The organism is Acidovorax radicis N35 (assembly GCF_000204195.1).
Classification (GTDB): Bacteria; Pseudomonadota; Gammaproteobacteria; order Burkholderiales; family Burkholderiaceae_C; genus Acidovorax; species Acidovorax radicis.
Map to the genome: position 1 here is coordinate 169711 of NZ_AFBG01000006.1, position 19970 is coordinate 189680.

At 65.4% G+C, this 19970-nt stretch carries 19 protein-coding genes; 10 read left to right on the plus strand and 9 right to left on the minus strand.

Annotated elements, in window-relative coordinates:
• The first annotated feature begins 490 nt into the window (after positions 1–490).
• Positions 491–1378, plus strand: coding sequence for a proline dehydrogenase family protein (locus tag ARADN35_RS0102050; protein WP_308470929.1), 888 nt, complete (start codon positions 491–493; stop codon positions 1376–1378).
• An 82-nt stretch (positions 1379–1460) separates the two neighbouring features.
• Here the strand turns inward: ARADN35_RS0102050 and ARADN35_RS0102055 are convergent, their stop codons facing one another.
• Complete coding sequence (locus ARADN35_RS0102055) at positions 1461–1652, minus strand: hypothetical protein (RefSeq protein ID WP_010458458.1); 192 nt, start codon at positions 1650–1652, stop codon at positions 1461–1463.
• A gap of 214 nt (positions 1653–1866) precedes the next feature.
• On the opposite strand from ARADN35_RS0102055, the gene ARADN35_RS0102060 reads away from it, so the two are divergent.
• From ARADN35_RS0102060 to ARADN35_RS0102070, 3 genes are all read left to right on the plus strand, one after another.
• Positions 1867–2460, plus strand: coding sequence for an IMPACT family protein (locus ARADN35_RS0102060; protein WP_010458459.1), 594 nt, complete (start codon positions 1867–1869; stop codon positions 2458–2460).
• A 123-nt stretch (positions 2461–2583) separates the two neighbouring features.
• Complete coding sequence (locus ARADN35_RS0102065) at positions 2584–3999, plus strand: dihydrolipoyl dehydrogenase (RefSeq protein WP_010458460.1); 1416 nt, start codon at positions 2584–2586, stop codon at positions 3997–3999.
• 87 nt (positions 4000–4086) lie between these two features.
• Entirely contained in the window at positions 4087–4302 is a 216-nt protein-coding gene (locus tag ARADN35_RS0102070) for a YjfB family protein (protein ID WP_010458461.1), read from the plus strand.
• A 47-nt stretch (positions 4303–4349) separates the two neighbouring features.
• Here ARADN35_RS0102070 and ARADN35_RS0102075 read toward each other — a convergent pair whose 3' ends face one another.
• From ARADN35_RS0102075 to ARADN35_RS0102090, 4 genes are read right to left on the minus strand one after another with little or no spacing between them, the layout of a single operon-like run.
• Positions 4350–5495: an NAD(P)/FAD-dependent oxidoreductase gene (locus tag ARADN35_RS0102075; RefSeq protein ID WP_010458462.1), complete on the minus strand. Its 1146-nt coding sequence runs from the start codon at positions 5493–5495 to the stop codon at positions 4350–4352.
• A gap of 20 nt (positions 5496–5515) precedes the next feature.
• Positions 5516–7075, minus strand: coding sequence for an amidase (locus ARADN35_RS0102080; RefSeq protein WP_010458463.1), 1560 nt, complete (start codon positions 7073–7075; stop codon positions 5516–5518).
• Positions 7076–7118: 43 nt separating this feature from the next.
• On the minus strand, positions 7119–8105 hold the full coding sequence (locus ARADN35_RS0102085) for a Bug family tripartite tricarboxylate transporter substrate binding protein (RefSeq protein WP_010458473.1): 987 nt from the start codon (positions 8103–8105) through the stop codon (positions 7119–7121).
• A 59-nt stretch (positions 8106–8164) separates the two neighbouring features.
• Entirely contained in the window at positions 8165–9529 is a 1365-nt protein-coding gene (locus ARADN35_RS0102090; protein ID WP_050812417.1) for a D-serine ammonia-lyase, read from the minus strand.
• A gap of 97 nt (positions 9530–9626) precedes the next feature.
• Between ARADN35_RS0102090 and ARADN35_RS0102095 the strand changes: the two genes are divergently transcribed.
• Positions 9627–10583: a LysR substrate-binding domain-containing protein gene (locus ARADN35_RS0102095; RefSeq protein ID WP_010458475.1), complete on the plus strand. Its 957-nt coding sequence runs from the start codon at positions 9627–9629 to the stop codon at positions 10581–10583.
• 24 nt (positions 10584–10607) lie between these two features.
• Here the strand turns inward: ARADN35_RS0102095 and ARADN35_RS0102100 are convergent, their stop codons facing one another.
• The 3 genes from ARADN35_RS0102100 to ARADN35_RS0102110 all read right to left on the minus strand — a co-directional run bounded on the left by ARADN35_RS0102100 (position 10608) and on the right by ARADN35_RS0102110 (position 13823).
• Complete coding sequence (locus ARADN35_RS0102100; RefSeq protein WP_010458476.1) at positions 10608–11144, minus strand: P-loop NTPase family protein; 537 nt, start codon at positions 11142–11144, stop codon at positions 10608–10610.
• A gap of 269 nt (positions 11145–11413) precedes the next feature.
• Positions 11414–12688, minus strand: a complete 1275-nt coding sequence (locus ARADN35_RS0102105; RefSeq protein ID WP_010458477.1) for a glucarate dehydratase family protein — start codon at positions 12686–12688, stop codon at positions 11414–11416.
• A 148-nt stretch (positions 12689–12836) separates the two neighbouring features.
• Positions 12837–13823 (minus strand): Bug family tripartite tricarboxylate transporter substrate binding protein, encoded by a 987-nt coding sequence (locus ARADN35_RS0102110; protein WP_010458489.1) that lies wholly within the window; start codon positions 13821–13823, stop codon positions 12837–12839.
• Between the two features lie 104 nt (positions 13824–13927).
• Between ARADN35_RS0102110 and ARADN35_RS0102115 the strand changes: the two genes are divergently transcribed.
• The 4 genes from ARADN35_RS0102115 (at position 13928) to ARADN35_RS0102130 (ending at position 17750) form a co-directional block, all read left to right on the plus strand.
• Positions 13928–14608, plus strand: coding sequence for a GntR family transcriptional regulator (locus ARADN35_RS0102115; protein WP_010458492.1), 681 nt, complete (start codon positions 13928–13930; stop codon positions 14606–14608).
• Positions 14609–14910: 302 nt separating this feature from the next.
• Positions 14911–15213 (plus strand): helix-turn-helix transcriptional regulator, encoded by a 303-nt coding sequence (locus ARADN35_RS0102120; protein WP_010458494.1) that lies wholly within the window; start codon positions 14911–14913, stop codon positions 15211–15213.
• A gap of 39 nt (positions 15214–15252) precedes the next feature.
• Positions 15253–16593: a type II toxin-antitoxin system HipA family toxin gene (locus ARADN35_RS0102125; protein WP_010458496.1), complete on the plus strand. Its 1341-nt coding sequence runs from the start codon at positions 15253–15255 to the stop codon at positions 16591–16593.
• Between the two features lie 95 nt (positions 16594–16688).
• On the plus strand, positions 16689–17750 hold the full coding sequence (locus ARADN35_RS0102130; RefSeq protein WP_100199479.1) for a phytanoyl-CoA dioxygenase family protein: 1062 nt from the start codon (positions 16689–16691) through the stop codon (positions 17748–17750).
• Positions 17751–17937: 187 nt separating this feature from the next.
• Here the strand turns inward: ARADN35_RS0102130 and ARADN35_RS0102135 are convergent, their stop codons facing one another.
• On the minus strand, positions 17938–19254 hold the full coding sequence (locus tag ARADN35_RS0102135) for a cation:proton antiporter (RefSeq protein WP_010458501.1): 1317 nt from the start codon (positions 19252–19254) through the stop codon (positions 17938–17940).
• Positions 19255–19652: 398 nt separating this feature from the next.
• On the opposite strand from ARADN35_RS0102135, the gene ARADN35_RS0102145 reads away from it, so the two are divergent.
• Complete coding sequence (locus ARADN35_RS0102145) at positions 19653–19940, plus strand: 7(1) septoil knot domain-containing protein (RefSeq protein ID WP_010458504.1); 288 nt, start codon at positions 19653–19655, stop codon at positions 19938–19940.
• The last annotated feature ends 30 nt before the right edge of the window (positions 19941–19970 follow it).

Below are 19970 nucleotides of genomic sequence, written 5' to 3' on the forward strand. Positions count from 1 at the left end.
GATGGATTGTTTATTGTAGCGATGAGCCCATCACAAGATGCACAGGAAGCCCTTGTGCCAACGTGTGGACTTTCCTCGCTTGCATGACCCGCGTGCACCTTAAAGCCGTGGCGTCTGAACAGGGGGGGTGGCATGGCCACCTGGCGCTGAATACATGGCCCACCCGTTCACGTGGGCCGCGGCTGGTAAGGGAGATGTGAGCTGAGGCTGTACGATCGCCAGTTGGCACCTTACGTCGGCAACTACACACAGAAGAACGCATGCACCGCGCAGCCTGGCCTCCATTGATGAACTGAACGCCCGCAGCGTGAGCTGCCGCTGCGCTTTGGGCGCACGCGGTCGCAACGTTGCCCTTGCTGGCCCCCTGCCCGGGCCAGTGCTTTGCTTTTCCCGTTGATTCGCAATGCCCAGGTTCAATGCCGGGGCGCGGAGGGCGGGAAGCAGCACGTTTTTCATTCTGGATACCGACATGCAACTTCTCGACACACTGGTGGCGCGCGCCATCCCTTGGGTGCCTCGCGCCCTGATCCACAAAATCTCTCGCCGCTACATCGCAGGCGACACCCTCGCCGAAGCCCTGGTGCGCGTGCAACAGCTCAACGCGCAAGGTTTCGCCGTGACGCTCGACGTACTGGGCGAAACCATCTCAACCCTGCCGGAGGCACAGGCCACGGCCGATGCCTACATCGAGGTGCTCCATGCCGTCCAGGCCCAGGGACTACAGGCCAACATTTCGATCAAGCCTTCTGCACTTGGGCTGCTGCTCGGTGCGCAGCAGTGCGAACAACTGATTCTGCGCATTCTTGAGATCGCGGAGCGCCATCAGAACTCCGTCTGCCTGGACATGGAGGACGCCAGTTGCACCCAAAAGGAAATCGAATTGTTCGGGCGCTTGAGGGCACGGTTTGGCAACGTCGGGCTGGCATTGCAGGCATATTTACTGCGCACCTACCAGGACCTTGAACCGCTGATGCAAAGGGCCCACACCTTGCGCATCTGCAAGGGCATCTATGTGGAGGATCGCTCGCACCTCGTGCACGATGCATGGAACGACCGCAGCGCCATCAATGAGCACTTCCTGAAGCATGTCGTGCGCTGTTTCGAAGCAGGCAGCTTCGTCGGCATCGCCACACACGACGCTGCATTGATCGCGCGCATCGTCGAGCGGGTGCGCCGCGATGGCATCGACCGGAGCCAGTTTGAATTTCAGATGCTGCTGGGCGTGTGTGAACCCTTGCGCGACAAGCTGCGGGGCATGGGCTTCAATGTGCGCATCTATGTACCCTTTGGCAAGGACTGGTACGGGTACAGCACACGAAGGCTGAACGAGAACCCCCGCATCGCAGGGCATATTGCCAAAGCGCTGATCGGACTCTGACGGTACCCCATAAAAAATGGTCCCTCTGGACCATTTTTTGTGAAACGGTGGTGCGGCCACCGCCGGCTGGCAGACGGGGCGGCTACCACTCCCCCACTTCGCGCACCCGCTGGGCCAGGTCCGGGATGGCATCGTCATCCGTGGCCGCCGTTGCCAGCACGGGCGCAACCACCACATCCGTCACACCTGGCTGCACGCGCTGCGGCATGAAGCGGCCAAATACATGGCTGACAAGGGTGGCGGGCAACGGGGCGGAGAAAGGCGTGGCAAACATGGTGTTCCTCTTTTAATGGCCTGGGTGCTTTCAAATTGGTAGCACGAGCGTAGGCCACATCAACAAGCCGCCAGTGTAGGAACACAAGCCAATGCCATGTGTGACAGAACGCACAAACAACAGCCTGCGCTGGATCAACATTGTTACAAGACGCAGCGGGCGTGAATTCCGTCACGTTTTGGCCCCGCGGGCCGCGCCTTAAACTCGGCGCCCCATGCCCTACACCCTGGCTGTGCCTGCGCACAGTGAACTCATCATCAAGAAGAGCCGCTTCATCGGCTGCGTGCAGCCCATGGCCGACCGCGCCAGTGCTCAGGCTGCCGTGGATGCACTGTGGAAGCAACACCCTGGCGCCGCACACATCTGCTGGGCCTTGCTGGCGGGCGGCCAGTCCGCCGCGGTGGACGACGGCGAACCCGGCGGCACAGCCGGTCGCCCCATGCTCGACGTGCTGCGCCACCAGGACCTGGAAGGCGTGCAAGCGACTGTGGTGCGCTACTTTGGCGGCGTCAAGCTGGGCGCGGGTGGACTGGTGCGCGCCTACACCGACACTATTGCCCAGGCACTGCTCACCGCCCCCAAGGTCACGCTGCAGCGCATGAAAACGCTGCAATGCCATGTGCCCTATGCGCTGGAGGGCCTGCTGCGCCGAGAGATCGAAACGGCTGCTGCCGAGCTGGTAGGCGTACAGCACGGCACGCTTGTCACGCTGCAGCTACGGCTGCCCGAGGCCCGGGCCACTGCCTTTGTGCTGCGCATCAACAACCAGGGCCAGGGCCGTGTGGGCTGGACCGAGCCCGAGGCCTGAACCCGCCAGCAAAGCCCGGGCAGACCCGGGGCAGCGTCCAGAACAAATGCCTTTGCGCCTACAAGCACTCCGCCGGCAGGCCGCCACACTCAGAGTTTTACCGGGCTTCCAAGGAGAACCCCCATGAGCCAACCGCTCGACACCATCATCATTGGCGCAGGCACTGCAGGCTTGGCCGCCCTGCGCGAAGTGCGCAAACGCACGGACCGCTACCTCATCGTCAACGAAGGCCCCTGGGGCACCACCTGCGCGCGCGTGGGCTGCATGCCCTCCAAGGCGCTGATCGAGGCGGCCAACGCCTTTCACCTGCGCCACGCCTTTGAAGAATTCGGACTGCGGGGCGCCAACGCCTTGACGGCCGACCTGCCCGCAGTGCTGCAGCGTGTGCGTGCCCTGCGCGATAACTTTGTGGCCGGCGCCATCAAGGCCACCGACGACCTGGGGAGCGCCCGCATTGCAGGCCGCGCAAGCCTCCTGGGGCCCAATTCCGTGGACATCGACGGCACCGCCTACCCCACCCGCAGCATCATCATCGCCACCGGGTCACGCCCCAGCGTGCCAGAAGAATGGCTGGCATTCGGCGACCGCATGCTCACCACCGACACCCTGTTCGAGCAACCCACCCTCGGCCCCCGCATTGCCGTGATCGGCATGGGCCCCATCGGCGTAGAGATCTCCCAGGCGCTGGCCCGGCTTGGATTGCAGGTGGCCGCCTTCACCACCAGCCACACCCTGGCGGGCCTGGGCAACCCCGTCCTCAACGCCGAATTGACGGCGCTGCTCAAGCAAGAAATGGTGCTGCACATGGGCGCCAAAGCACAACTGCGCGAAGTGCCCGGCGGCATCGAAGTGAGCAGCGGCCCCCACCGCGTGGTGGTGGACCAGGTCATCGCCGTCATGGGCCGGGTGCCCAATATCGAGCACCTGGGCCTGGACACTCTGGGCGTGCCACTGGACAAACGCGGCATGCCCTCCGTAGACCCACAAACCCAGCAGATCGGCAACCTGCCCGTGTTTCTGGCGGGAGACGCCACCACCCGCGCGCCCCTGCTGCACGAGGCTGCCGACGAGGGCCACATTGCAGGCATGAACGCCCTGGCCGCCTCCCCCACTCGCTTTCGGCGCCGCACCCCGCTGGGCATTGTGTTCTGCGACCCCAACATCGCCACCGTGGGCCAGCGCTTTGCCGACCTGGACCCCGCCCACACAGTCACTGGCACCACCAGCTTTGACAACCAGGGCCGCGCCCGCACATCGCAGCAGAACCACGGGCGCATCTGCATCCACGCAGACCAGGCCACCGGCCGCCTGCTCGGCGCCGAAATGTGCGCCCCGCAAGGTGAACACATGGCCCACCTGCTCGCGCTGGCCATCCAGCAAAAACTTACCGTGCACGACCTCCTGGGGATGCCGTTCTACCACCCCACGCTGGAAGAAGGCTTACGCACTGCGCTGCGGGATACAGCGCGGCAATTGCCCGAGGGGCACGAGTCTGATTTGGCTGCGTGTACAGCCATTGGTGTGGCGGCACTGGAGTAAGTGCTACTGCGACGGCCCCAAGATGTAACACCCCTCAAGCCCGCTACCCAAACTGCCGATACCAATCCACTACCCCAAGGAATCACCATGGACGTCGCCCTTGCCAACAGCATCGTCAACACCGCCACCGCGCTGGCCAGTGCCAAGACGTCGGATGCTCTGAACATGGTGGTGCTCAAAAAGGCGCTCGACATGCAGGCCGTATCTGCCGCCACCATGATCGACGCCATGCAGCAATCCATGCCCCAGCCCGGCCTGGCCACCAGCGGGACCCTGGGCACCAACGTCAACACTTTCGCCTGAGCGCCTTTTCCCCAAGGCCCCAAGCATCCTCCGTTTGCGCAGGTAGATCAACGCAAACGCGCAGGCGAGAGCCCTTCCAGCACCACACCCTCGCGCACCAGCTCCTCGGCCAACGGCTCGCGGCGCAATAGCTGGCGGGCCAGCAGCGAGGCACCCGCCGCGCTTTGAATCCCATACCCGCCCTGCCCGGCCAGCCAGAAGAAACCGTGCACGTGATTGTCCCAGCCGATCACCATGTCCCCGTCGGGCACAAACGAACGCAGGCCTGCCCAGGTATGGGAGGGGCGGCGGATCGGGAAGATCGTTTTTTCCTCAATGTGATAAATGCCCGTGGCCACGTCCAGCTCTTCCGGCACCACGTCGTGCGGATGTGTCGGGTCGGCGTTGGCGGGAGAGCCCAGCAGCTGGCCCGCATCGGGCTTGAAGTAAAAACTCTCGTCGATGCCGATCACGGCGGGCCAGTGGGTGGCGTCCATGCCCTCGGGCACGGCAAAGGTGAAGGCGGTGCGGCGGCGCGGCTCCAGGCCAATGGGCGGCACGCCTGCCAGACCCGCCACCACGTCGGCCCAGGCGCCTGCGGCGTTCACGATGGTTGTGGCTTGCAGCACCCGGCCATCGGCCAGCGTCACCAACCAGCCGTCGCCCTCACGCTGCAGGGCCGTGACCTCGGCATTCGTCAGCACCTGGCCGCCGCGCTGGCGCAGGCCACGCAGGTAGCCCTGGTGCAGCGCGTGCACGTCGATGTCGGAGGCTTCGGGCTCGCTCATGCCTGCGACCACGGCCTCGGGTTTCAGGCACGGTAGCTGGGCCAGCAATGCGCCCTGTTCCACCCATTCCACGTTGGGGGAGATGGCATGGGCTTCTGCATAGGCCTGTTTCAGCAGGTCGAGCTGGTCAGGCCCGGCCACATAGACCACGCCACGGGGCGAGAGGATGGGGTCGGCGCCAAATTCGGGCGGCGGTGCGTCGTAAAACGCACGGCTCGCCCGCGTCAGCGCCTGGATGTTCGGAGTACCGTAGGTGGCCATGTACAACGCTGCCGAACGGCCGGTGGTGTGGTAGCCGGGTTGCGATTCGCGCTCCAGCAACAGCACGCTGGAGGCCTCACCCCCAACGCTCTCTTGCACAAGCTGCCACGCCACCGAGGCCCCCGCAATGCCCGCGCCAATGACGATGGTGTCCACTGATTGCATGGTTTGTCTCCTGGCTCGATTTACACCGCTGACACTTGCACCGCCGACGCCGCCCGGTCATCGCGCGGCAGGCTGCGGGCATCACGTGGATCCGGAGCACCGGTGACGATGGAGGTCAGCGCGGGCTCGGCGTGTGTTTGCATCAATTTGGCCAGGTCGGGCCGTGGGCGGGCCAGCCCGGCAATGCCTTTGAAAGCTTGCTCCATCGCATGGCCCACGCCCAGCGTGTGGCGGTCGGCGCGAAAGCGCCCCACGATCTGGAGGCCAAACGGCACGCCCGCATCGTCCAGCCCACACGGCAGGCTCAGCGCCGGGTGGGTAGTGAGCGTGGTCACATAGGTCAGCGCCAGCCAGCGGTAGTAGTTGGCCTGCGGCTCGCCGTTGATGTGGCTGGCAAACAGCTGGGTCCACGCAAACGGCGACACGGGCGTGGTGGGTGCCAGGATCACGTCGTAGTCCTCATACAGCTTCTGGAACCGCGCCAGGATGCGCGTCTGCTCGGCCTGCGCCCAGGCGCTGTCCAGCAGGGTCATCGCAGCGCCCATTTCGTAGTTGGCGCGGGTGTTGGGGCCCAGACTGGCAGGGTCGCGCTCATAGGCTTCGCGCGTGCTGGCCACAAAGGCTTCGGCGCGCAGCACGTCAAAGCAGCGATGCACGTCGCCCAGGTCGATGTCGATGGCGTCGCAGCGGGCAAACAGGTGCTTCATGGCCTGCACCTTCTGGCGGAACACGGCGCGGATACCGTTGTCCACCGCGCAGGCGCCGAAGTCCTCGGTGTATGCCACGCGCAGGCGGCTCAGGTCTACCGTGTCGGGCAGCAAGAAGCTCATCGGATCCAGCGGGTAGCTCAGCGGGTCGCCCGCCGACATGCCCGCAGTGGCGGCCAGTTGCAGGCAGGCTTCTTCCACCGTGCGGCCCATGGGGCCCACCACCGAAATCGGGGTCCAGCCCAGCAGCTTGCGTGAGCTGGGCACCACGCCGGGCGATGGCCGGAAGCCCACCACCCCGCAAATGGATGCCGGGATGCGCAACGATCCGCCCGTGTCCGACCCCGTGCACACCGGCAGCATGTCGCACGCCAGCGCAGCGGCCGAGCCGCCCGACGAGCCTCCGGCATTCAGATTGGGGTTGAACGGGTTGCCCGTGGCGCCCCACACCGTGTTGCGCGAATTGGCGCCCGCCCCCATCTCGGGGATGTTGGTCTTGCCCGCCACGATGGCACCCGCCGCGCGCAGGCGTGCCACCAGCACGTTGTCCTCCGCCGGTATGTTGCTGCGGTAGATCTCCGAGCCATAGCTGGTCAGCAGCCCGGCCGTGGCTTCGAGGTCCTTCACGCCCAGCGGCAGGCCATGCAGCAAGCCCAGGGGCTCGCCGCGTTGCACCGCCTGCTCGGCCGCCTTGGCCTCGGTGCGGGCGCGGTCGTAGCAAGTGGCGGTGATGGCGTTCACATATGGGTTGACGGCCTCGATGCGTTCAATGCACGCATCCAGCAGTTCCACCGGAGAAATTTCGCGCGTAGCGATGCGGTGGCGCAGTTCGTTGGTAGTCAGCTCGACCAGGGTGCTAGGTGCAGTCGTCATGTCGAATTTGTCTCCTTTTTCTTGCTGGCCTTGTGGGAATCGATCAGTCTGCCGCGATGACCGCACGCTGCGCGACGGCGCGCATCAACGGCAGTTCCTTGTCGATCAGCTCGCTCACGGCTTTGGCGGAAGCATAGGTGGGTTCAAACCCCACGGCGATCAGTTTGTCGCGGGTTTCGGGGTCTGCCACCACCTGCGCCAGCGTCAGCTCCAGCCGCGCCTTCACCGCTGGCGGCAATCCGCGTGGCGCCATCATGGCCAGCCAGGTGTCCATCTCCACGCCGGGGTAGCCACTTTCGGCCAGGGTGGGCACCTTGGGCAGCAGGGCCGAACGCTTGCCCGCTGTCACGGCAATGGCCTTGATCTTGCCGTCCTTGAGCTGTGGCAGCGCGGCCGACACGGTGTCGACCGTGAACGGAATCTGCCCACCCATCAGGTCCACCATGGCGGGCGAGCTGCCCTTGTAGGGCACATGCTGGATCTTGAGACCCGCCGCGTGGAAGAACATCTCGCCCGCAAACTGCGACGTGGTGCCCGCGCCATACGAGCCGTACGAATACTTGTCGGGCGCGGCCTTCACCATGGCCACAAACTGCTTCACGTCGCTGACCGGCACATCCTTGTTGGCCAACAGGATCAGGCTGGTTCGCCCTGCAATGCCGATGGGCTCAAAACTCTTGACCGGGTCGTACGGCAGCTTGGCACGCACGGCGGGGTTCACGGTGAAGGTGGTGCCCGAACTCATCAGCAGCGTGTAGCCGTCCGGCGCCGCCTTGGCCACATAGGCTGCGCCGATGGTGGTGCCCGCCCCGGCGCGGTTGTCGATCACCACGCTCTGGCCCAGCTTGTCGCCGAGCTTCTTGCCAATGAGGCGGCCCAGCACATCCGTGGCGCCACCGGGCGGGAACGGAATCACCAGCGTGATGGGCTTGCTGGGGAAAACAGCCTCTTGCGCCACAGCTGGGCCCCACGCAGCGGCCCCCAAGGCACAGAGGATGGCGGACGACAAAAGCAGTTGCTTGCGGTTCATGGGGTTATCTCCAAAGGTGACAAAGGTTGGGGGATAGACAAATCGGGGAATGACAACAATCAGCCTTGCGCCGCGAGCACGGCCCGCCCGCGCTGCACAAAGCCCTGGTACTGCGCATCGGGCACCAGCAGGCCGCCCGTGGTCCACACCAGATGGGTGGCCTGATGCAACACGGCATCAATGCCCGTGCTGCGCAGCCAGGCCTGCCCGGCCGGGGTGCCCGTCAGCATGGCCGGGCCGCTGAAGCCTGCCGCAGCCGAGGGCTCGATGCGCTCGCCCAGGGCATCCAGCACCAGCACCAGCTGCGCAAACAAGGTGTCATCGCTCACGGTGAACACACCCGACAGCAGCGGCTGCATCAGCTCGGCCGCGAGCAGCGACGCACGCGGCACGGCCAGGCCATCCGCCTCGGTGCGGTTGGTCAGGCCCCAGTCGTACACCGACGGATGATCGCCCACCCCCTGCGTTGAATCGGCCAGCATCTGCACCAGAAAACACGGCGACTGCACTGGCTCTGCAAAAAAGCAATGCACATGCGGCCCCAGCAACTGCCGTAGGCCAAAAGTGATGCCCGCTGGCGCGCCGCCCACCCCGCAAGGCAGGTACACGATGAGCGGGTGCTCGGCATCCACCGCCACACCCTGCGCCGCCAGCTGCTTTTGCAGGTGCAGCGCGGCTGCGCTGTAGCCCAGCAGCAGCGAGAACGATTGCTCGTCGTCCACAAAGTGGCACAGCGGGTTGCTGGCCGCCTCGGCACGGCCTGCGGCCACGGCGCGTTCGTAGTCGCCCGTGTGTTCCACCACCTGCACACCACGCTGGCGCAGACGGTCTTTCTTCCACTCCTTGGCATCGGCCGACATGTGCACCGTGGCCTGAAAGCCCAGGGCCGATGCCACGACGCCGATGCTCATCCCCAGGTTGCCCGTGGAACCCACGGCCACCTGGTAGCGGCCCAGCACCTCGCGCGCCGCCGGGGTGGCCAGCGCGCGGTAGTCGCCACCGGGCAACACCAGCCCGTGCTGCAGTGCCAGTCCCTCGGCAAACTCCAGCACCTCGTGCATGCCACCCCGGGCCTTGATGGAGCCCGCCACGGGCAGGCTGTGGTCAGCCTTGATGAACAGGCAGCCTTGCGCTTCGGCCATGCCCAGTGCAGGCGCCAGCGCCGCAGCAGGCAGCAGGGGCGACTCCACCACGCCCCCGGTGGCCGCCAGCTCGGGAAACACGTCCGCCAGCAACCCGGCAAACCGGGCCAGCCGGGCGGCAGCGGCCTGCGTATCATCCAGACTAATGCTGCGCCCCAGTGCCTGCAACGCCGCCGGGGGATGCGCCTGCCGGGCCGGGTTGGTCCACAGCGCGGGCTGGGCATTGCGCAGATGGTTGGCCAGCATCGCATCCATAGCAGGCGTTCGTTCAGCAGGCGTCATACAGATTCATTCAGTTCGTTGAAGTCTTGCCTGCATTCTTCGCCGGTCATGCCACTGTCACAAGCCATTTATAGTGAGCGCAGCATTAGTATTAATAATGGACATACGCCTCTCCCCCTCCCTGCTGGCCTGGCTGCGCAGTTTTGATGCAGCGGCCCGCCACGGCAGCTTTACCAAGGCGGCAGCCGAGCTGTGCATCACCCAGGGCGCCGTCAGCCAGCAGGTCAAGCAGCTCGAAGACTGGCTGCGCCGCCCGCTGTTCTTGCGCACCCCACGCGCCCTGGTGCCCACGCCCGAGGGCAAATGGCTGGCCGTGGTGCTGCGCGAGAGCTTTGACGCCATCGAAGGCACCCTGGCCCAGATGCGCCAGCCGCCCGAGTCCGCCACCGCCACCTTGAGCTGCTCACCCTCCTTCGCCATGAGCTGGCTCACGCCCCGCCTGGGCGACTTCTTTCGCCAGCACCCGCACACCGGCCTGCGCGTGTTTGGCGAATTCCACACGCTGGACCGCACCCGCATGGTGCGCGATGGCATCGAGGCCGCCGTGCGCTTTGACCTGGGCGGCTACCGCGACCTGAACGCCACCGTGTTCCTGGACGAATGGCTCATCCCCGTGGCCAGCCCCGAATTCCTGGCCCGCCACCCGCCCATCACCCAGCCGCAAGACCTGCACGGCGACTGGCTGCTGCACGATGGCAGCGCCTGGGACGGCGCCGACACGTATGAAGAATGGCAACACTGGTTTGCCCAGGTGGGCGCCACACCGCCGCCCTGGGCAGGCGGGCAGCAGTTCAACCTGTCGCAACTGGCCCTGGGCGCCGCCCTGGCCGGCCAAGGCATTGCCATGGGCCGCGCGGCGCTGGTGCTGCAGGACGTGAAAGCGGGGCGCCTGGTGCCGCTGCTGGGGCGCAGCGTGTTGTCGCGTGCGGCGTATTCGTTTGTGACCACCGCACACCCCAGCCCGGCGATGCAGCTGGTGCGGGACTGGCTGGCGGATGAAGCGCACCGATTTTGCCAGCAACGAAGCCAGACGCTGCCCGCACCCACCGAATGATTGCTTTCTTCCCGTGGCCTTTTTTCAACGCAGGCTGTCGTCAGGGAGTGACCTGCGAGGAAGTGCCTGCACCATCGTCGTCACCAGTTCCTCCACCGAAGCGTCTGAGCGCAGCTCGATAACAGGACAGCTTCGCGCCCCCAGCCAGGCCCGTTGCCTTGCCAGGCTTCTGCCCGGCAACAAGCCCTCATCGTACTGAGCCGCCCACTCCAGAAATGCGGGGTTCACATGGCCGAAGCGCTCCGTCTCCCGGCGCTGAAGGCGCGCAACGCGCGTCGGGGTATCCAGACAAAGGAAGACGATGAGATCGAAGCAATCCTCCAGATCGCGCCCCCACTCGGCCACAGATCCGGCCAGCACAGCCACATTGCTGGCGCGAAGATCGTTCAGAAGCAGAGACAGGCGTTCGGAGCGATCGCGCTTGGTGGTGAACGGCGGTGACGTGGGCAGCCAGTAATAGTCATCGGATTCAAGATGCACCCCGCCCAGCACGGCAGCAAGGGCCGCAGCCAATGTGGAGGTGCCGGAGCCTGACGCGCCGGTGATATGGATGCGCAACATGTGAATGGTTCTCCGGAGCCAAGTAGGTCGGGTTAGCGAAGCGTAACCCGACGCTTTGGGCCTATGTGAGCTGTCGGGTTACGCCCTGCGGGCTAACCCAACCTACGGACCGCCAAGTGCGGTGCGGTGACGTGCGACAGAGCAAGCCATGCCCAGCGCACAGAATTTTGAGTTTTTTGGCCTCTATCGCTCGATTCCAAAGCGCTATCAGCTACATTTTTGATAGCATTTTCTTTTCAAAAAAACAGGTACGCCGCCACTGCACAGGTTCAAAACCTCGGGGTCTTTCCGCTGAAGGACGGGTCGTACTTGCGCATTTGCGTCAAGTCGTCACGGTTGCGCACGCCGCAGGTCTTGTACTGCTCGTGCAACACGGCCATGGCACCACGGTCCAGTTCCACGCCCAGGCCGGGGGTCGTCGGCACCACCACCGAGCCTTTGTCGAAACGGATGCGCCCGCCCTTGACGACTTCTTCCTCTTGCCAGGGATAGTGGGTGTCACAGGCGTAGGTCAGGTTGGGGACGCTCGCTGCCACATGGGTCATGGCCATCAGGCTGATGCCCAGGTGGGAGTTGGAGTGCATCGACATGCCCAGCCCCCACAGCCGGCACATGCGCGCCAGCGTCTGGGTGGCGCGCAGGCCGCCCCAGTAGTGGTGGTCGGACAGCAGCACTTTCACCGAACCCATTTCGCAGCCCTTGCGAAAATCCTCCATGGTGGTGATGACCATGTTGGTCGCCAGCGGCAGCTTGGTGTGTTTCGCCAGTTCGGCCATGCCTGCAAGGCCCGGCGTGGGGTCTTCGTAGTACTCCAGGATGTCGTCCAGTGCCGGGGCCGCGGCGATGCTGGCCGCCAGCGACCAGTTGGCGTTCGGGTCCAGCCGCAGCGGCACGCCGGGGAAGGCCTTGGCCAGGGCCTGCATGCAGGCCACCTCGTGCGCGGGCTCGAACACGCCGCCCTTGAGTTTGATGCTCTGAAAGCCATAGAAGTCGATCATGCGCTGCGCCTGCGCCACGATCTGCGCGGGGCTGATGCCTTCGCCCCAGGCGTCGGGGGCATACGGCATGTCGATGTGTTCGGCGTATTTGAAGAACAGGTAGGCGCTGTACGGAACGGCATCGCGCACCTTGCCGCCCAGCAGGTCCACCACCGGCGCGCCAACAATCTGCCCCTGCAGATCGAGCATGCCGACCTCGAAGGTGCTGATCACTTTGGGTACGTTCTTGATGGCGTGGGAGCCCGGCGCCAGCTCAAACTCGATGGCGCCGGGCACCGCCTTGACGGTGGCGCGCACGCGCTCTTCCATGGTGTTGAGGGCGAAGGGCGACAGGCCGATCAGCAGCGGCGTGGCCTGCGCCAGGATCTGGAGCATCGGTTCATCGCCATAGGTCTCGGAGATGCCAACCCGGCCGTCGCTGGTTTCGATCTCGACGATGGCGCGCAACGCCCAGGGTTCGTGGATACCGGCTGCGTTGAGCAACGGACCGTCGCGAAAAGCGATGGGAGTGACCAAAACGCGGGTGATAGTGGTGTCGCGTGCCATGAAAACGTGTTCTTTCAACAGGGCTGGGTGGTTCGATCAAAAAAGCCGTGGAGCGGCAGCTTTGAAGCGCCCGCACAATCGGTTGTGCTGTGCTGTGCGGCCGGGTTACTGGGCAACCGGCGCAGTCCGCGCAGCCTGGGGCGAGCCATCAATCGACGGTGGCGCCGACTTTCTGGACGAGTTCGCCCAGGCGGGTGACATCTTTTTGGGTGACGGCGGCCAGCTCGGCGGGGGTGCTGCCCACGACCTGCATACCGAACTGGGTCTCCAGCTTGTTCTTAAGTTCGGGGGCGTTCAGCGCCTTGATGATCGCGGTGTTCAGCCGGCTGATCACGTCCTTGGGGGTGCCCTTGGGCGCGTACACGGCCTGCCAGGACACCAGGTCCAGGCCAGGGAAACCCGCCTCTGCAGTGGTGGGCACATCCGGTGCCAGCGGCGAGCGCGCCTTGGTGGTAACGGCCAAAAACTTCAGCTTGCCGGCTTTTACCAACGGCATGCCGGCGGTGAGTTGGTCAAACAGAAATGGCACGTTGCCAGCGGCCACGTCCTGCAACGCCTGCGGACTGCCCTTGTAGGCGATGTGCTGCATGGGCACCTTGATCAGCTCGGCCATCTGCGCACCGGTCAAGTGGGTGGAGGTGCCTGCACCGGACGACGCATAGGAGGCCTTGTCAGGGTTCTTCTTGATCCAAGCCACCAGCTCTTGCACCGAGTTCACGCCCAGGTCGCTGTTGACCATCAGCACATTGGGCACATAGGCAATCAAGGTGATCGGCTCAAAGTCCTTCACCGGGTCATACGGCAGCTTTTTGTACAGCCCGGCATTGATGGCATGGGTGCTGATCGTTCCGCCAATGAGGGTGTAGCCGTCGGCGGGCGACTTGGCGACGGACTGAACGCCGATCACGCCTCCCGCGCCGGGGCGATTGTCGACCACCACCGACTGCTTCAAGGCCAGCGACAGCTCTTGCCCCACCACACGGGCCACTACATCGGTAGAGCCCCCCGCAGCGAAAGGAACCACCCAGGTGATGGGCTTGGCGGTAGGCCAGTCGGCAGCCTGCGCGCCGATGGCGGCCAGGCTAAGGGCGCTGCAGGCAGCAAGCAGGGTCAGGCGACGGGTGGCACGGTGCATGGTTTGTCTCCATAGGGATGTAGTTTTATCGGCGCATTAAAGCACTAATGTATTAGTGCGTCAATTTTGCCTCCCTCTAAAATCTCGCATCGGCTCTTATCCCCATGAAAACATTCCACAAGTTCGACCGGACCCGCCAAGCAGCCCCTCAGGTCTTTGAATGGCTGCGCGAGGTCATCCTCTCTCTGGAACTGGCACCGGGAACGCCGCTGTCGCGGGCCGAATTGGCCGAACGTTTTGCGCTGAGCCAAACCCCCGTGCGTGACGCCCTGATCAAACTGAGCGAGGAAGGCCTGGTGGACATCTATCCCCAGCACGCTACCTTGGTCAGCCGCATCGACATCGCATCGGCCACTCAGGCGTACTTCCTGCGCTGCGCCATCGAACTGGAAGTGGTTCGCACCCTGGCCTTGACCGACGATGCCGTGCTGCACGCCAAACTCTCCGCCCAGGTGGATCTGCAGGCGGCCTTGGCAACGGCCGATACCGAAGACTTCATCGCGTCGGACCAAGCGTTCCACCGCCTGATGTACGACGCCGCCGGGGTGCCGGATCTGTACGAACTGGTGCGCCAGCGCAGTGGCCATCTGGACCGGCTGCGCCGGCTCGATCTACCGTCACCGGGCAAAGCGGCGCGGGTGGTGCGCGACCACCGCGCGATCGTGGAGGCCCTGGCCGCACACGATCCCGACGCCGCGCAGGCAGCGCTGCGTGTGCACCTCTCGGGCACCCTGGGCCATGTGGCCGACATCCGGGCACGGTATCCCCACTACGTGGCTGCGTAACTCCGTCGTCACCGCCTGGCTGATGCAGCACGCTCGCAGGCTTTGCCAAAGCAGCAGGCACTGGCAGCCCAATGCACGGTTCAACGCTCCCTGCGGGATGGGTCGGCTCGCATGACACAGGGCCATCGAGCACTGACCGTGACGCAACGAGGGGAGCCTCCCCGCTCTGTCGACTCCCAAGGCGAAAGGACCACAGCCTTCCCCTTCGCTCACGGTGGTTTCTCAAAAGCCAAGAGCGCATTCAGCATGGAATTTTGATTATTAAAATACTCTTATTTAATAAAAAGAGTATAAATAGCATCATGTCTACCGACCTCATCCCCACCCTCGCCGCCGCCCGCAAGGCCCACCAGATGACACAGGCCCAGCTTGCCGAAAGCGCAGGCCTCAGCCGCATGACGGTGCAGCGCACCGAAGGCGGCGACCTGGACCCGCGCTACTCCACCCTGGCCGAGATGGCGCGCGTGCTGGGCATGGACATCATTGCAGTGCCCAGCAGCCTGCGGCCCAGCCTGGAGGCATTCATCCAGTCGGGGGGCAAGTTTCTGGGCCAGCCGGAGGGTGTGGATGCCCCGCCTTCGGTCGTGGATGGTCTGCGCCGCTGACCGTAGCGGCACCCCGCACACCCATCCGGTCCACACCCCATGAGCACCTCCATCCGCTACCTGCGCCTGTACCTGCACCGGCCTGCGCAGGCAGACGGCGCGCCGGGCGATTCAAGTACGACAGCAAGCCGTCGTGAGGCCATCGGCTACCTCTCGCAATACGGCGACATCCTGCGCGTGTCGTTTGACGAGAGCTATATCCGCAACCCGCAGCGCCCCACCCTGTCGCTCAGCTACCAGGGCGCGGACGAGGCAGCCACGCAGCAGATCCTGGCATCAGCACGCGATGCGCGGCTGGTGCGCACCGATGGGCGCTGGCCCGTGTACTTCCAGAACCTGCTGCCCGAAGGCCACAACCGCGACCGCCTGGCGCGCGAGCGCGGCTGCAGCCCCGACGACGAGTTCGAGCTGCTGGCCGCCGCGGGCCACGACCTGATGGGCGCGCTGGAGGTGGAACCCGTGCCCGCGCAAGACGGCATCCCGGACGTGGTGCGGCACTGGCACACCACCCAGGGGCTGGACGTGCTGGAGCCGGGGTTTGTCGAATTCCCCGTCGAAGACGCGGCGTCCCTGCCCGGCGTGGTCACCAAGTTCAGCGCGGTGCAGGACGGCCGCCGCTACACGGTGCACCGCCAGGGCGCAGCGGGCAGCGTGATTTTGAAGCTGCCCACCACAGCCCACCCCGACCTGGTAGCCAACGAGTACACGGGCTACCAGCTGTGCCAGGCGCTCGGCCTGCACTGTGCTGACGTGCGCGTCATTACCCGCGCCGAGGCGGACCTGCCCGACACCCTGCCTTTCAACGAAATTTTGGCCGTGCAGCGTTTTGACCACCTGCCCGGCGGCGCCCGCGTGCACATGGAAGAGTTCAACCAGGTGCTGGGCTACACCCCTCGGCAGAAATACGGCAAGGGCGCTCTGCAAGACTGGGCCACCATGCTGCGCGTGCTCAACCGCCTGAGCCGCCAGCCGGTGCTGGACACGCGCGAGTTCCTGGCGCGCATGGTGGCCTTCATCCTGATGGGCAACACTGACGCCCACCTGAAGAACTGGGCCCTGGTGTACCCCGACGGGCGCGTGCCCCAGCTGGCGCCGGTGTACGACCCGGTGTGTGTGGCCGCGTTTTTTGATGGTGTGCCCGACCACCAGTACGCGGTGAACCGCGCCATCGACAAAACGCTGCGGGCGCTGACCTGGAATGACATGGAGGGCCTGATGAAATCCGCCGGGCTGCTGCGCGTACCCCGGCACCTGGCCTTGTTGCGCGATACGGTGGCGCGTGCCAAAGAAGACTGGCCGAGCCTGCTGGAGAACGCCCCGGAGTCTGTGCGCAACGTGGTGGCACAGCGGCTTGCAGGCGGAGTTGCCTTGGCCCGGTGATGGCGGGCCACGCTGCAAAATCGGCAGGCCTGCGGGCAGGGTTCGGCCCGGGCCGCACCTTTTGACCCCGACCAGTTTTTGGATTCGTTGCACCCATGCTCCCCCACATCCCGCCAGCCACCACGCCACCTGCTTCTGGCTCCTTGCCGCCCGATGCGGAGAGGGGCGCCCTGCAGGTGCCACACCTCAAACGCTGCTGGTCACGCTGGATGGCCGCACGCCAGGGCGTGGTGTTCGAGGGCGCCCAGGGAGAAGCCCACCGCACGCAGATCGTGCTGGCTGCGCTGGGCGTGGGACTGGAGCAGACCATGCACCACGTGCTGCGCGAGGCCCCGGAGTTCGCCGCCTTCGAGGACTGGATCGTGCGCACGGCGGGCGCGCCCAATGCCGCCACCGTGGCGAGGATTCAAGCGCTTGTGGATGGCGGGCCGCCCCCTGAAGCGGCGCTGCAGTTGCAGGCCCGGATCGATGCGATGGAACCCGTGCTGGATGCGGACGACCTGGCATATTGGGACGAGCATGGCTATGTGGTGGTGCGCAACGCCGCCACGCCAGAACACAGCGCCGCCGCCGCGCAGGCGGTGTGGCAGGCCGTGCGCGCTGACCCTGCAGATGTGGAGTCGTGGTATGCCCACTCCCCGCGCAACACCATGGTGCAGCTGTTCCAGCACCCGGCGTTCGAGGCCAACCGGCGCTCCCTGCGCATCCACAAGGCATTTGCGCAGCTGTGGGGCACGGCAGACCTGTGGCGCAGCACCGACCGCTGCGGCTTCAACCCGCCGGAGCGCCCCGGCCACCCCTACGGGGGCCAGGGTATGCACTGGGATGTGAGCCTGCACCGGCCCATCCCCTTTGCCACCCAGGGCATCCTGTACCTGACGGACACGCCGCCCGAACAAGGCGCCCTCACCCTGGTGCCGGGCTTTCACCGCCGGGCGGGCGACTGGCTGGCCCACCTGCCCTCTGCTGCCGACCCACGCCAGCAAGACCTGCATGCGCTGGGCGCCACACCCGTCGGCGCAGGCGCGGGTGACCTGGTGATCTGGCACCAGGCCCTGCCCCATGGACCCAGCCCCAACCGGGGCACACGGCCCCGGCTGGTGCAGTACATCAACCTGTCACCGGCCCACGTGCCCTGCCACGACATCTGGGTCTGAGAGGCTGAGAGTCTTTTATCCATGCCCGCCTTGCACGCGAAAACGCCCCGGCTCGGCTAAAAAACTCTCAGCCTCTGAGGTGCGGCGAGAGGGGGTGCACCGCCCCCAACAACCACAAAACTCATAGCAATAAAACCATACAGATAAAGCGCTAGCGGTCATTTTCGATTGAACCGGGCTTGCTAACTCACCGTGGCCGCTGTGCCTTGGCCTTTCGGCGCGTCTCGTAGCGCCGCATCAGCGGCGTCACCGACACCCCGTGCAGCAGCACCGACGCCACCACCACCGCCAGCGTGATCGCCAGCAGGCGCTGTGCAATCACCGGGTGCAGGTCGTGCGTGATGGCGTACATGAGGTAGTAGATGGAGCCAATGCCCCGGATGCCAAACCAGGCGATGAGGCGGCGCTGCGAGCGCTCTACCTTGGCGCCCACCAGCCCCATATACACGGCGAACGGGCGGATGACGAGCAGCAGCACGGGCACAAACCACAGCACCTCGGTACCAAAGTCCACCACCGAGAGCAGCGCGCCCACCACCAGCACCACGGTCACTTCGGCCAGGCGTTCCAACTGTGCGTTGAAGCGCTCGACCGACTCCATCATGTGGCCCGGCGCCTGTGCAGCCAGGGGGGCTGCGCCATCGGTGTTGTCGCCTTGAGCAGGCGATGCCACGGATACCACTGGCTCCGCCGCCGCGCGCCGCAGCGCCAGCCCGGCAGCAAACACGGCCAGGAAGCCGTAGGTGTGGCACAACAAGGCCACACCATAGGCCAGCGCGATGAGCCCCAGCACCATGAACTCGTCCGGGCCCAATGCCTCGCGGTGGCGGATGCGCAGGTACAGAATGGCCCGTCCCACCGCCACACCCAGCGCGTAGCCGATCCCCAGGCCGCCCACCACGGCCCAGAGCACGTCCACCGCCCACCAGCGCCAGCCACTCTCCCCCAGGTCGTGCAGCGACATCAACCCCAGGCCCAGCATCACCAGCGGAAACGCCGCCCCGTCGTTCAGGCCGCCTTCGCCCGTCAGGCCAAAACGCAGGCGGTCGCGGTCTTGCGGGTCTGACACCTGCACATCGGACGCGAGCACCGGATCGGTGGGTGCCAGGATGGCCCCCAGCAGCACGGCAGCGCCCAGCGGCAGGTGCAGCAGCCACACGCCCACGGCGGTGATGGCGCCCACGGTGATCAGCATCGAGACGGTAGCCAGCTGCAGCGGAATGCGCCAGCGCCGGTCCCGCAGCGGCAGCTCCAGCTTCAGGCCCACGGTAAACAGCGAGATGAGCACGGCGATCTCGGTCAGCCGCTCCAGCAGCGGGGCATCGCCCACCGGGTCCAGCACCAGCAGGCCCAGCCCCCAGGGGCCAATGCCCACGCCTACCGCCAGGTACAGGATGGCAGAGCTGAGCGGCACGCGCGCGATGAAGGAGCTGGTCAGCGTCATCACGACCAGCAGCAGGCCGACCAGCACAAAGCCCAGGGCGGGAAGCAGTTCAGCGGTCATGGGACACAGACTGAAGGTGGGAAGGGTGGCATTCGCATCCGGCCACTGTGCGCGCCACCCGCGCCCACCACTGCCGGGGTGCCGCCCCCCGGGCTGTCAGCGGATGTCGCCAATCGGGGCAACGTTTTTGTCGTGTCCCTTGGCATCCCATGAACTTCCGAACCCTCTTCAAGGCGTGGCTCCGTCGCCACCCAATTTACTTCAAAATTAATAGCTGCCAGCGCTTTACCATCCAGCGCCAGGCCCTGTTTTTATGAAAAATCTTACATCTCTACAGGGCAACCCGGGGCTGGCGCGCCCAAAGTCTGGGTACCCTTGGCCGGTAGGACCGCAGGTTTCGGGGTGAATACCTCGCCCCGAAAACCCCCTTCCCCGAACGACCGCCAAAAAGGACGCCCATGGCCAAGATCCTGGAAGTGAAATACGAGAACCAGGCCGACGCCCGCGTGTGCGAGGTCGCGCACGAGAGCCAGGCCGACCTGTGCTGGCACGAGGTGGCCTACGCCACGCAGGCCAGTGGTGATGCCATCTGGTTCTTTGTGGCCTATGCCAACCAGGCCAGCTTCAAGGTCTACCGCGTCAAGCACTCCAGCCAGGCAGACCTGAAGCTCTTCAAGGTGAGCACCCCGGAGCAGGCCGGCTGGCGCACCAAGGACCACCTGCTGATCGGCAAGCTGGGCAAATAAGCGCGGCCCATCCAGAGCCTGTTCAGGCGC